The 12,615-nt window shown below is 71.2% G+C and carries 11 protein-coding genes, 1 tRNA gene and 1 other RNA gene; 5 read left to right on the forward strand and 8 right to left on the reverse strand.

The window, feature by feature from the left end; translation table 11 throughout:
- A partial coding sequence (locus tag BI06_RS08330) for a DNA polymerase III subunit gamma and tau (protein WP_149030334.1) occupies nucleotides 1-1,049 on the reverse strand: 1,049 nt, incomplete at its 3' end.
- Nucleotides 1,050-1,126: 77 nt separating this feature from the next.
- Nucleotides 1,127-1,217, reverse strand: an RNA gene (ffs, locus tag BI06_RS45425) — signal recognition particle sRNA small type.
- A 134-nt stretch (nucleotides 1,218-1,351) separates the two neighbouring features.
- Here ffs and BI06_RS08335 point away from each other — a divergent pair.
- A tRNA-Ser gene (locus BI06_RS08335) sits at nucleotides 1,352-1,436 on the forward strand.
- A gap of 150 nt (nucleotides 1,437-1,586) precedes the next feature.
- Here BI06_RS08335 and BI06_RS08340 read toward each other — a convergent pair.
- From BI06_RS08340 to BI06_RS08360, 5 genes are all read right to left on the reverse strand, one after another.
- On the reverse strand, nucleotides 1,587-2,822 hold the full coding sequence (locus tag BI06_RS08340) for a serine hydrolase (RefSeq protein ID WP_043467452.1): 1,236 nt from the start codon (nucleotides 2,820-2,822) through the stop codon (nucleotides 1,587-1,589).
- A gap of 295 nt (nucleotides 2,823-3,117) precedes the next feature.
- Nucleotides 3,118-4,221 carry a HAMP domain-containing sensor histidine kinase gene (locus BI06_RS08345; RefSeq protein WP_051740486.1) on the reverse strand — a complete coding sequence of 368 codons (1,104 nt, stop codon included), beginning with the start codon at nucleotides 4,219-4,221 and terminating at the stop codon, nucleotides 3,118-3,120.
- Nucleotides 4,214-4,909 carry a response regulator transcription factor gene (locus tag BI06_RS08350; protein WP_043466775.1) on the reverse strand — a complete coding sequence of 232 codons (696 nt, stop codon included), beginning with the start codon at nucleotides 4,907-4,909 and terminating at the stop codon, nucleotides 4,214-4,216. The genes BI06_RS08345 and BI06_RS08350 overlap by 8 nt, the downstream gene beginning before the upstream one ends.
- Before the next feature lie 479 nt (nucleotides 4,910-5,388).
- A complete protein-coding gene (locus BI06_RS08355) occupies nucleotides 5,389-6,051 on the reverse strand; it encodes a response regulator transcription factor (protein WP_030392611.1) in 663 nt (220 codons plus the stop codon).
- Complete coding sequence (locus tag BI06_RS08360) at nucleotides 6,051-7,256, reverse strand: sensor histidine kinase (protein WP_043466778.1); 1,206 nt, start codon at nucleotides 7,254-7,256, stop codon at nucleotides 6,051-6,053. The genes BI06_RS08355 and BI06_RS08360 overlap by 1 nt, the downstream gene beginning before the upstream one ends.
- 133 nt (nucleotides 7,257-7,389) lie before the next feature.
- On the opposite strand from BI06_RS08360, the gene BI06_RS08365 reads away from it, so the two are divergent.
- Nucleotides 7,390-8,139 (forward strand): ABC transporter ATP-binding protein, encoded by a 750-nt coding sequence (locus BI06_RS08365; RefSeq protein WP_051740489.1) that lies wholly within the window; start codon nucleotides 7,390-7,392, stop codon nucleotides 8,137-8,139.
- A complete protein-coding gene (locus BI06_RS08370; RefSeq protein ID WP_043466782.1) occupies nucleotides 8,136-10,466 on the forward strand; it encodes an FtsX-like permease family protein in 2,331 nt (776 codons plus the stop codon). Before BI06_RS08365 ends, BI06_RS08370 begins: the two co-directional genes overlap by 4 nt.
- A 130-nt stretch (nucleotides 10,467-10,596) precedes the next feature.
- On the opposite strand, the gene BI06_RS08375 is transcribed toward BI06_RS08370, so the two are convergent.
- Nucleotides 10,597-11,040, reverse strand: coding sequence for a CBS domain-containing protein (locus BI06_RS08375; protein WP_149030313.1), 444 nt, complete (start codon nucleotides 11,038-11,040; stop codon nucleotides 10,597-10,599).
- A 291-nt stretch (nucleotides 11,041-11,331) separates the two neighbouring features.
- On the opposite strand from BI06_RS08375, the gene BI06_RS08380 reads away from it, so the two are divergent.
- Both BI06_RS08380 and BI06_RS08385 read left to right on the forward strand, forming a co-directional pair.
- Nucleotides 11,332-11,775: a DUF5994 family protein gene (locus tag BI06_RS08380; protein WP_051740496.1), complete on the forward strand. Its 444-nt coding sequence runs from the start codon at nucleotides 11,332-11,334 to the stop codon at nucleotides 11,773-11,775.
- Between the two features lie 206 nt (nucleotides 11,776-11,981).
- Nucleotides 11,982-12,575 (forward strand): DUF5994 family protein, encoded by a 594-nt coding sequence (locus BI06_RS08385; protein WP_051740498.1) that lies wholly within the window; start codon nucleotides 11,982-11,984, stop codon nucleotides 12,573-12,575.
- The last annotated feature ends 40 nt before the right edge of the window (nucleotides 12,576-12,615 follow it).

The raw sequence follows: 12,615 nt of genomic DNA on the forward strand, positions 1-12,615 counted from the left end.
GCCGCGTTGCCGCGCATCTCCGTCAACCCGGTGTTGACGAGGTCCGCCGCCCGGCTCAGCTCCGCCGCCCCGAACGCGTCCGCCTGCGCCTGCATCACCGCGATCCGGTCGGCCGGGGCGTCGATCAGCCCCTTCTCCCCCGCGTCCGGCACCGTGGCGAGGATCACCAGGTCGCGCAGCCGCTCCAGCAGGTCCGCGACGAACCGGCGCGGGTCGTGACCGCCCTCGACCACCCGGTCGACCACCTGGAACACCGTCGCCCCGTCGTGCGCGGCGAACGCGTCCACCACCTCGTCCAGCAGCGCCGAGTCCGTGTACCCGAGCAGCGAAGTGGCCATCCCGTACGTCACACCGCCCTCGGCGGCGCCGGCCAGCAGCTGGTCCATCACGGACATCGAGTCACGCACCGAACCGGCGCCCGACCGCACCACCAGCGGGAACACGGAGTCCTCGACCTGGATCCCCTCCCGGCCGCACACCTCCGCCAGGTAGTCGCGCAGCGTGCCGGGCGGCACCAGCCGGAACGGGTAGTGGTGGGTCCGGGACCGGATCGTCCCGATCACCTTCTCCGGCTCGGTGGTGGCGAAGATGAACTTCAGGTGCTCCGGCGGCTCCTCCACCACCTTGAGCAGCGCGTTGAAGCCGGCCGAGGTCACCATGTGCGCCTCGTCCAGGATGAAGATCTTGTACCGGCTGTGCACCGGCGCGAAGAACGCCCGCTCGCGGAGGTCGCGCGCGTCGTCCACACCACCGTGCGAGGCCGCGTCGATCTCGATCACGTCGATCGACCCGGGCCCGCCCGTGGCGAGGTCCGTGCAGGACTGGCACTCACCGCACGGCGTGGGCGTCGGCCCCTGCTCGCAGTTCAGACAGCGGGCCAGGATGCGAGCGCTCGTCGTCTTGCCGCAGCCGCGAGGGCCGCTGAACAAGTACGCGTGATTGACCCTGTTGTTGCGCAGGGCCTGCTGGAGCGGAGCGGTCACGTGATCCTGCCCGATGACCTCCGCGAAGGTCTCCGGGCGGTAGCGGCGGTACAGGGCTAGGGACACACCCCCGACGATATCGGGACGGACCGACAAACGCGTCGCCCCTCGACCCCCCGCGCCCCACCGGCCCCCGGGAACGCAAAGACCCCCCGTGCACCCACCAGAGCCCTCCTACCCTTGCTGCCTTCCGGCCCTGGGGGAGTTCAGAGAGATAGCGCCACACGAGGGGCTGGCCCCAACACTACCGGATCCCGGGCCCACCCCTCCACCACCACCCCGTCCCACCATCCGCAGGCCACCCCCACCCCCCTACCTGCGAGATACGTGGTCGCGACCACCCCAAAACATGTACTAAGCTCTCCCACGGAGGATTCGCCTAGAGGCCTAGGGCGCACGCTTGGAAAGCGTGTTGGGGGCAACCCCTCACGAGTTCGAATCTCGTATCCTCCGCCTCTGCCAGCCATGGCAGCACGAAGGCCCCGACCGCCCAGCGGTCGGGGCCTTCGGCGTCTCATTCTGTGCCCGGTCGGCTCGTTGGGCCTTGGCACGGCACACCGGGCCGGGGGAGATTCCTTCTCTCGTGTCTGCCGCCGGACCGTCTCAGCCACCACCCCCGTCGCCGGGCGAAGCCCCGGTGATGGCCTGCATCTCCCGCCCGGTGATCTCCTGCAGCGGCAGGCCGTCGCAGTTGCCGAGGACCACGCCGACCCAGCCGGTGTACGGGTAGATGTTCCAGTTGGCGCTGACACCGGGGTTGCCACCGCCGCGCCCGAACACCCACTGGCCGCTGACGATACGGACCGGCATGTCGTAGGCCCCGAACGACGAACCGCTGTGGGGGATCTTGGCCCCGGTGAGCAACTCGGCCCAGGGCCGGTGCAGCACCGTGCCGTCGCCCAGCGCGCGCGCGAACCGGACCAGATCCGGCGCGGTGGCGAAGCCGCCGTCCCCGGGGGTGTCGATGAAGCTGCGGCCCGGGTTCTTGCCGAGTACGTCCGGGTACGGGCTGCCCTTGTCCAGATTGCGGACCGCGTCCACCTGGCTTCCGTCGGCCAGCGTCATGTACGGGTGCGCGATGTGCTCGTTGGTGAGCCACTGCGGCCTGGCGTAGAACACCGAGCCGGTCATGCCGCAGCGCCCGAAGATATTCTCCTGCACGTAGTCCCAGTACGTCTTGCCGCTCACGGCCTCCACGATCAACGCGGGGATGCCGACATCGGCGCCGGAGTGGCTGGTGCGGGTGCCGGGGGCAGCAACCAGCTTGGACTGCCGGACCCACTGCTCGTAGTACTCGTGCACCTCCTCCCGGCTCTGGAAGATGCGTTGCACGTCCTCATCCGGGGTGTTCAGCCCGGATGTACCGGAAAGCAGGTGGTGGATGGTCACCTGCTCGGCGATGTCCCTGGCGTAGCCCTTCAGGTGGGTGCCCACCGTGTCCGACAGGCTCAGCTTGCCCTGCTGTGCCAGCTGCAGGATGGCCACCGCGCCGAACGGCTTGCCCGCCGAGCTGAGGCTGAACGCGGTGCCTTCGTGATTGCGGATCCCCTTCTCCCTGTCGGCCATGCCGTAGCTGCGGGACAGCACCGTCCGGCCCCGGTGCGACAACAGCACCACGCCGGAGAACCTCCCCTCGGCGGCCAGCTTCGCCACGTACTGGTCGTAGGCTCCGCCAGGACGGGTGGCCGGCGGGATCTCGGGGTCGGTTGAGGCCGGGTCGGCGTGGCCAGGTCGGGCGCCCACCAGCGGCGCGCCGGCCGCCACCACGCCGGCGGCCGCCAACCCGCCCCACCCGAGCAGCCGCCGCCGATTGATACCGCGTACGGAATCCAAGTCCATGATCACGGCCCTTTCCTGATCGACAAATCGACCGGTGCAGGTCTACCGGCGACCGCTATCGGCAACCGATCACCCACCCATGTGGTCCTCGTGCCTCCACTGAAGACGGAGGACTGTTGCGGTGGCGTACGCGATCTTCCATACGCCCGCGATACGCCGAGTCCCCGGCATCAAGGAACTGGCGCATGCCGGCAGTGCGATGGTCCTGGACGAGTTCGCCGTCATGGCCGCCCACCTGGACTCCGCCGTGAACGCCCAGGAACCGAGGCAGCGGCACGCGCATCCACCGGAAGGTCTAGGAGCTGCTCGGGGACGATGCCTGCGGCGTGCCGGGAAGTCGGATCGTGACAAGGAGGCCGCCGGTGGGGCGGGGTTCGAGGTCGACGGTCCCGTCGTGTGCTCGGACGATGCTGTGCACGATGGCCAGCCCGAGACCGACCCCGACATGTTCGTCGGTGCGTGTGCGTTCCGTTCCGCGTCGGAAGGGTTCGGTGAGAGTCGGTACCAGTTCCGACAGGAGCGGAGGGCCGGTGTTCTCGACCCGCAGCACGCTCGCGTCGTGCTGCGATTCGATGTGGACCGTTACGGTGCCGCCGGAGGGGAGGTTGTGGACGATGGCGTTCTGGACAAGGTTGGTCACCATCCGCAGAATGAGCGCCGCGGAGCCGAGGGTCTGTGCCTTCTCGCCGGTGACGTCGAGCGTGATCCGGCGCTTTTCGGCGAGGGGAAGCAGGGTTTCGGTGGCTTCTTCGGCGATGAGGGACAGGTCGACGGGCTCGCGGGTGAAGCTCTTGCGGTCGGCGCGGCTGAGCAGCAGGAGGGCCTCGGTGAGTTCGATCGCCCGCGTGTTGACGGTGTGGAGGCGTTCGATGAGTTCGCCCTGGTCCCGCGTGGGGTCGTTGCGGGCGACGTCGAGGAGTGTCTTCGAGATCGCCAGCGGGGTGCGCAGTTCGTGGGAGGCGTTCGCGGCGAAGCGCTGCTGTTCGGCGACGTGGGATTCGAGTTGTTCGAGCATGAGGTCGAACACGTCGGCGAGTTCGCGGAATTCGTCCTGGGGGCCTGGCATGCGGACCCGGTGGGACAGTGATCCGTTCGCGGCCGCCCGTGCCGCGGCTGCGATCCGTGTGAGTGGTGCGAGCATCCGGCCGGCGAGGATCCATCCTCCCAGGAGGCCGAACGCCAGCAGGAAAGCCAGTGCCGTGGCCGCAGCGGGGGCGAACATGCGCACGAGGAGGTAGCGGTTGGGTGCGACTCCGAGAAGGCCCTGGGGGCTGTCGGGTACGTAGCGCAGCAGGAACACCCACACCACGGCCAGCAGGAGAGTGCCGGCGATGAGGAGGAATCCGGCGTAGCTGACGGTGAGTTTCAGGCGGGCGCTGAGCCCTGGGTGCCTATTCACGAGTGCTGCCAGGGCGGGCGGGGTCCATACCGGTGTCGATTCGGTAGCCGACGCCGGGCACCGTGGCGACGAGCCATGGTTCGCCGAGTCGTTTGCGCAAGCCGGAGACGGTGATGCGGACGGCGTTGGTGAAGGGGTCGGCGTTGGCGTCCCAGGCCCGCTCCAAGAGTTCTTCGGCGCTGACGACACCGCCTTCGGCGGCGACGAGGACTTCGAGCACGGCGAACTGTTTCCGTGTGAGCGCGACGTAGCCTCCGTCGCGGAAGACCTGCCGGCGGAAGGGGTCCAGCCGCAGACCCGCGATCTCGCTGACCGGGGGTCGGGCGTGCGCGCGTCTGCGGTCCAGCGCCCGCAGCCGCAGGACGAGCTCCCGGAGCTCGAACGGTTTGGTGAGGTAGTCATCGGCGCCGAGCTCGAACCCGGACGCCTTGTCGTCGATCCGGTCGGCAGCGGTGAGCATGAGGATCGGGATGCCGCTGCCGGAGGCGACGATTCGTCGGGCGATCTCGTCGCCGGAGGGGCCGGGGACGTCGCGGTCGAGGACCGCGAGGTCGTAGGAGTTGACGCCGAGCAGTTCCAGAGCGGAGTTGCCGTCGCCGGCGATGTCGGCGGCGATCGCTTCCAGCCGGAGACCGTCCCGGACGGCTTCGGCCAGGTAGGGCTCGTCCTCCACGATCAGCACGCGCATACCTGGAGCCTAAGCAGCACGGCATATTGCCGGCATATGCTTCTTCACCCGGTTCGGGCTCAGCCCCGCCGTCGTCCGCCGGCCTGTCCCACACCCCGGCCATGGCTGGTTTCACCTCGGCGGCGGCGGTCTCCTGGCGGTGACCGTTCCCCGGCAAGCCTCCCCACGGCGACACCACCGAATGGGGCAAAGGCCGGTGGCGAGTGGTCTCGGTTCTGGTCTCATTCACTACCGTCCACTGAAGTTCAGCCGGTAGCTCCGGACTTGCTCCGCTGCAGGTCAGAACGGGTGTGAACCCCGGCGGACGGCGTTCGGGAGATTTGGAAAGCGTGCTGGGGGCAACCCCTCACGAGTTCGAATCTCGTATCCTCCGCCGGCAGAAGGCCCGGACCGCTCAGCGGTGCGGGCCTTCGTCGTTCCACCGGCCCCGCCCGGTCGCGGGATTCCCGGGCCCGGGGGAAGTGCCGATGGTGGCGGGGTCAGCCGGTCGGGGAGACCAGGCCGTGTTCGTAGGCGAGGATGACGAGGTGGACGCGGTCGCGGGCGTCGAGTTTCGCGAGCAGGCGGGTGACGTAGGCCTTGACGGTGGCGGCGCTGATGAACATCGTCTCGGCGATGCGGGCGTTCGACAGGCCTCGGCCGATCAGGGTCAGCACCTCGAGTTCGCGGTCGGTGATGCCCTGGATCTCCTTGGGCCGCGGGGCGGTGGGGTGCTGGGGGCGGGCGGCGAACTCCTCGATCAGGCGGCGGGTCACCTTCGGCGCGATCAGGGCGTCCCCGGCGGCGACGACCCGGACCGCGGTGATGATGTCGTCCAGGGCCATGTCCTTGACGAGGAACCCCGAGGCCCCGGCCCGCAGGGCGTTGTAGACGTTGTCGTCGTCGTCGAAGGTCGTCAGGACGAGGACGTGCGGGGCGCCGGCCTCCTTCGTGATCATCCGGGTGGCCTCGATGCCGTCCATGCCGGGCATGCGGATGTCCATGACGACGACGTCGGGGGCCAGTTCCCGGACCAGTCGCACGGCCTCGGCGCCGTTCCCGGCCTCGCCCACGACCTCGATGTCCGGGATGTCGGTGATCACCATGACCAGGCCGGCGCGGATCAGCGGCTGGTCGTCGGCGAGCACGACGCGGACCGGCATCAGACCTCCATCGGGACGGGAAGACGGGCGGTCACGCGGTAGCCGCCCTCGGGGCGCGGACCGGCGGTGAAGTCGCCGTTCAGCAGCTTCACCCGGTCTCGCATTCCGGCGATACCGTAGCCGGTGCCCTCGCCCCGGCCGGTTCCGGTGCCGCTGTCGACGACCACCACGGACAGGTCGCCCGGCCGGAAGACCACGGAGACCCGGCACTGCTGCGTCCGGGAGTGCTTCACCACGTTGGTGACGGACTCCTGGATGATGCGGAACGCGGACAGGTCGACCTCGGGCGGCAGCGGGCGCCGCTCCCCGCGCCACTCGACGTCCACCCGGATGCCGGCGTCGCGGACGTTCTCCACCAGCCGGTCGACGTCCGCCAGCCCGGCGAGCGGCTTCCCGGCGTCGCCCGACTCGGCGTCATGGAGGGCGCCGAGCATGCGCCGGAGCCCGGCGAGCGTCTCCCGGCTGGTGTCCTCGATGACGCCGAGGGCCCTGCGGGCGCCCTCCGGCTGGGTGTCGATGACGCGTTTGGCGGCCCCGGCCTGGATCGCGACGACGCCGATGCTGTGCGCGACCATGTCGTGCAGCTCGCGGGCGATCCGCAGCCGTTCGGCCGTCACCGCCTGCTCCGCGACCCGGGCGCGCATCTGCTCGGTGTGCTCGCGTTCCTGACGTCGCGAGTTCCCGACCACCCAGGCGACCACGACCGTCATCAGGACCACGGCCTCGACCGAGGTGCCCACCCGGAATCCCAGCGCCAGGCGGGTGCCGACGTAGCCGAGGAGCCCGGCCAGGGCCAGCCCCGCGCAGCAGAGCGACGTCCGCCGCGTCTCGGTGGCGGCGGCGAAGCAGAGGGCCACGCAGACCGGCAGGTACTGCTGGGGCGCGATGCTGGTCGTGTGCAGCGGGCCGTTGGTCAGGACCAGCGCGCTGAGCACCAGCAGCGTCGTCGAGACGAGCGCCCGGCGGGTCAGCAGCAGGCAGGCACCGACCAGCAGGACGGCGGCGAGCAGCAGCATCGCCTGCTCGCCGGGGCGCATCGCGAACGGCTCGATGCGGTGGCTCTTCTCGCCCCAGGGCTGCAGTTGTTCACCCGGCCAACGGATCTGGACGACGAACGAGTACAGCGTGGACACGCACCAGACGAGCGCCGTCCACGCGCCGGGTGTCACACGGTGGAGCAGCGTCGCGGGCGGGGTCGTGGGCATGGCGCGATCGTAACGGCGTGATCGTCCGGGGGGCATCGGACCGAGGGTGTACACCCTGGGTCGGTATCCCGGCCCCGGGGTGTGGACGGCGGTCCGATGCCCCTCGACCAGGGCGATCGGCAGTGTTCTCGCCATGAGCAACAGTGGCGGTTACGAGGAACGGGACGTCGTCGTCCGACTCACGGACGTGCGCAAGGACTTCGGCGACTACGCGGCCCTGGACGGCGTCTCGCTGACGATCGGCGCGGGCGAGTCGGTCGCCGTGATGGGGCCCTCGGGCTCCGGGAAGTCGACCCTGCTGAACATGGTGTCCGGGCTGGACCGGCCGTCCGGCGGATCGGTCGTCGTCGGCGGGGAGGACCTGGTCGGGCTGGACGAGAAGGGTCTGGCGCTGTTCCGCCGCCGCCGGGTCGGCATGATCTTCCAGTTCTTCAACCTGCTGGACGACCTGCCGGCCCTGGACAACATCGCCCTGTCCGGACAACTGGTCGGCCTGAAGGCCCCGGTGGCCCGCAAGCGCGCCCTGGAGCTCATGGGCGAACTCGGGATCGCCGACCGGAGGAACGTCTATCCCGCCTCGTTGTCCGGCGGCGAGCGGCAACGGGTCGCCACCGCGCGAGCCCTGATGAACCGGCCGGCGCTGCTGCTGGCCGACGAGCCGACGGGTGCCCTGGACAGCCGCTCCGGTGACCAGGTGATGCAACTGCTCATGGACCTGAACCGGCTCGGCCAGACGCTCCTGGTCGTCACCCACGACCCGCGGCTCGCCGCGCGGTGCGCGCGCCGGGTCGTCGAGGTCGCGGACGGGCGCATCGCCCGGGACAGCGCCACGAACAGCGCGGCGGACGCGGCAATCACCGGGGTCGCCGAGGTCGCCCGATGAGCGCCGTCCGGCGGGCCGCCCGGGCAGCCGTGAACCGGCGCAGGTTCCAGACCTTCGTCCTCGGCGTCGTCGTCATGGTCTCCAGCGCCATGGCCATCGCCACCCTGGGCCTGCTGGCGGCCGTGTCCGGCCCCTTCGGCCGGGCCTACGACGCCGCGAACGGGGCGCACGTCGTCGCCGAGTTCGACAGCTCCAAGGTCACCGCGGCGCAGATCGACCGGGCCGCGAAGGCCCCCGGCGTCGAGGCCGTCGCCGGCCCGTATCCCATGGCCGTCCTCCACTCGCCCTCGGAGACCGGCGACCACCCGATCGGGATGTCCGGCTCGTTCACCGTCGTCGGCCGCGACCGGCCGGACACCCCGGTGGACACCCTCGAACTCAGCGCCGGCCGCTGGCCCTCCGGCCCCGGCGAGATCGTCCTGAACGCGCCCGCGTCCCTCGGCCGGACGGAGATCCGGTCCGAGCACCAGGTCGTCACCCCGGACGGCGTGCGGCTCGAGGTCGTCGGCTACGCCGCCTCGGCGAGCCGGTCCGCGGGCGGCTGGGTCACACCGGACCAGGCCCGGGCCCTGAACCCGGCCTCGTTCCAGATGATGTACCGCTTCGAGGACGCCGGGTCCGACTCGGCGCTCAAGGCCGGCACGGCCGCCGCCACCGCGGGCCTGCCGTCGGACGCCCTGACCGGCACCGGCTCCTACCTGGCCATCAAGGCGGAGCTCGCCAAGGGGCCCAACACCTATGTGCCGTTCCTGACGGTCTTCGGCGTCCTCGGCCTGATCGTCTCGGTCCTGATCGTCGGCAACGTCGTCAGCGGCGCGGTCGTCTCGGGCTTCCGGCACATCGGAGTCCTCAAGGCGCTCGGATTCACGCCGAACCAGGTGACGGCGGTCTACCTCGTCATGGTCACCGTTCCGGCGGTGATCGGCAGCGCGCTCGGCTCGGTGATCGGCGGCCTCGTCGGCAAGAAGCTGGTGCACCAGGCGTTCTTCGGCATCTTCGGCAACGATCTCGTCATCGACCGGGCGGCCGTCCCGACCTGGGTCCACCCGGTCGTGCTGCTCGGGATGCCGGTGCTCGTCGCGGTGTCCGCGCTCGTCCCGGCGCTGCGCGCCCGCCGCCTCCCCGCCGCCGTCGCCATCGGCGCGGGCGGCGTCCAGCGGACCGGGCGCGGACTGGCGGTCCAGCGCAGGCTCGGCGGGTCCCGGCTGCCGCGCCCGGTGAGCCTGGGCCTGGGGTGGCCGTTCACCCGGCCCGGTCGCACCGCCCTCACCCTGTCGACCGTCGTGCTCGGCGTCATGACGGTGACGATGGCGCTCGGCATCTCCGCCTCGGTCGTCGAGTTCGGGAAGCTGCGGGACCGGACCGACCGGGTCCAGGTGCGGGTCGACCTCAACAACCCCAAGTGGAACCAGCCCGGCCCGGCCCACTCCGACGAGCAGCTCTTCGCGCTGCTGCGCGCGCTGCCCGGCACCGCCCACGTGTCCGCGCTGAGCGTGGTGGAGACCCGGACGGCCGGCTCGCCGGACATCGTCCGGGTGGGCGTAGAGAGCGGCGACACGGCCGCAATGCACCCGGACCTGGTCCGGGGGCGCTGGATCGAGGGGCCGAACGAGGTGGTGGTCTCGTCCGAGTTCTGGCACCGGCACAAGGTGTCCCTCGGCGACACGATCACGCTGGACACGAGCGACGGGCCGCAGCCGCAGAAGGTCGTCGGCGAGACCACCGAGGGCTGGGACGTGACCACCCTCGACTGGGACCGGTTCGTCCCGCTCAGCCCGGTCCAGCGTGCCCAGAGCTTCTCCGTCCAGCTCACCGAGGGCACCGACGCGCAGGACTACGCCACCGCGGCGGCCGGCACGGACCCGGGGCTGAACGCCTCGGTGAACGGCGCCTCGGACACCGTCGAGAAGGTCATCATCAGTGTGGTGTCGACGCTCACCCTGATGCTGGTCGTCGTCTCCGGCCTCGGCGTGTTCAACACGGTGCTCCTCAACACCCGTGAGCGGCGCAAGGATCTGGGGATGCTCAAGTCCATCGGCATGACGCCGCGCCAGGTGATCGCGATGACGGTGTCGTCCGTGGCGGCGCTCGGAGCCGTCGGCGGGATCATCGGCGCGCCGCTCGGGATGCTCGCGCACCGGATCGTCGTCCCGCTGACCGGACGCGGCACCGGGCTCGATCTGCCGGACTCGCTGCTGCAGGTGTGGAGTTGGCCGACGGTGGTGCTGCTGGCGCTCTCCGGCGCCGTGATCGCCGCGCTGGGGGCATACCTCCCGTCCCGGGGCGCGGCGAAGGCGCCGGTGGCGGAGGTGCTGCGGACGGAGTAGCGGGTGCTGCGGACGGGACGGCGGAGGGAGAGGACCGCCGGCGGCACGAAGGCCCCGACCGCGCACGCGGCCGGGGGCTTCGGCGTTCCGCCGGGCCCTTCGCCTCATGGGACGACGCGGCCGAAGCCGCTCACGGGGTCGACGCGGTGGCGAGGAGACCGGTGGTGAGGAGGCCGCTGGCGCGGTCGGCGTCGAGGACGCCGAGGATGTAGCCGTCCTCGTCGACGACGGGCCAGAGCGCCAGGTGCTTGACCCGCATCGCGATCGCGGCAAGGGACAGTCCCATCGTCGGCCAGGCGAACGGCCCGCGCTGGTGGGCGGTCGCGCCGATCGCGGTGCGCTCGGTGTACCAGGAGCGGGCCAGGAACGGATGGAGCCCGGTGCGGGTGACCAGCCCCTCGCACCGGCCGTCGTGGTCGCGGACCAGCAGGTACTCGACGCCGGCGCCGCGGAGGATGTCGTTGGCCTGGTCGACGGTGCTGTCGTGGGCTATCTGGTAGTCGCAGAGGTCCATGGCGTCGGCGACCGTGAGGCCGTGGCCGGGCCGTTCCGTCTGCGGGGTGTGGATGGTCACGGTGTTCACCGTTCCCGTCTCCGGTGGCCCGCCAGGGGTCGCCGGATCGTCCTTCACCCAGAACGAAGCCGGAACAGGTACCGGAATGCGTGATGCCCTGGATGTCTACGACCCTACTCCGACGGCGGGCGGACCGGGGCGCCGTGAGCGGATCGGAACGGCCGGAGCGGCCGGAGCGGACCGCCGCGGAGTAGCGTGGAGGACAACCGAGGACATTCCGCACACCGGCATCAGCGTCGACGTCGCCCTGGGTGATGACGGGTCCCTCGTGGACCGGACGGGCGGCCTCCGATGATGCCGATCCCCCTCCCCGCCTCCGTCGGGCCGTGGGTGGTGCCCGGTGTGCCACTGCTGCCCCGCCTGCTGCTGGAACCGACGATGTCCCGGGACGGGGTCTTCGACGGTGCCTGGTGGCCCCGTACCAACCACATCGCGGCCGAACTGCCGGACCTGATCACCGCGCTCGGCGCCCACTTCGGGCGGATCGTCCGGGTCGGCCTCGACAGCTCCGCCTGGGACGGCGTGCCCCGCTCCGTCGCCGCCAACGGCCTGACGATCAGGATCAACTGGTTCACCGGCAGCGACGCGACGATCAGCGTCACCCGCGGCTTCCAGGACCACTTCCTCCTGCTGGTGGTTCCGCCCGGCACCAGCGCGGCGACGGCCGCCGCCGCGATGGCGGGCGCCTCGACGACCGGGAACCACACCCCGGCGGCGGAACTCCTGCTGGGCTGAACGACGGTCGGCCGAACGGTGGCCGGTTCCGGGGCCGGGCACCGGAACCGGCCGCCGCGACCATGCCGGGTTCGGACCGGACGGGGAGTAACCTGGGTATCACCGAAGGCACTTCGCATGCTGGCACCGGACACTGGCGTCGTCTCCGGCGCACGGCAACGCCGGACCCGGCCTCGTGTGCCGGGCCCGGGGACAGGTTCTCGATCATGACCACGACGCTCGATCGTGCGACGACGCCCACCACCCCGGATCCCACCGCACGGCTCTCCCTCACACCCGACGGCGTGCGGCCGGGCGGCGTGCGTCCCGGCCGCCTGGACGGGGCCTGGTGGCCCCGCTCGCGCAACCTTCTGCTCGAACTCCCCGCCCTGGCCGCCGACATCGACGCGCGGTGGGGCCGGATCACCCGGATCACCGTGAACCCCGCGCAGTGGCCCGTCATCCCCCGGCGGATCCCGGTCGCCGGGCACACCGTGCACGCGGGCTGGTTCACCACCGAACAGGACGAGCACACGATCGCGGTGTTCTCGTACGCCCCGCGCCGACTGAACCTGCTGGTCGTCCCGCCGGAGACGGACGCCGACGACGCCGCCCGGCTGATGGCCGAGGCCGCCGGTTCCGCGAACACCACGGGCGCGAGCGATCTGCTCGCCGTGGGGACGGGCGGCGGAGGCCGGGGGCCGGGATCCCGTGCCGACTTCCTGCCGTCGGCCCTCGCTCCCTCCGACAACGACGGTGCGGCGGCCAGGCGGGCGGACGTCGCCCGCGGCCGGGCCGCCTCCTGGCCGGTGGCCGCGTAGCCGGACCGGTGCCGGTGCCGGTGCCGGTGCCGGTGCAACC

The sequence above is a fragment of the Kitasatospora sp. MBT66 genome, assembly GCF_000710405.2.
Classification (GTDB): Bacteria; Actinomycetota; Actinomycetes; order Streptomycetales; family Streptomycetaceae; genus Kitasatospora; species Kitasatospora purpeofusca.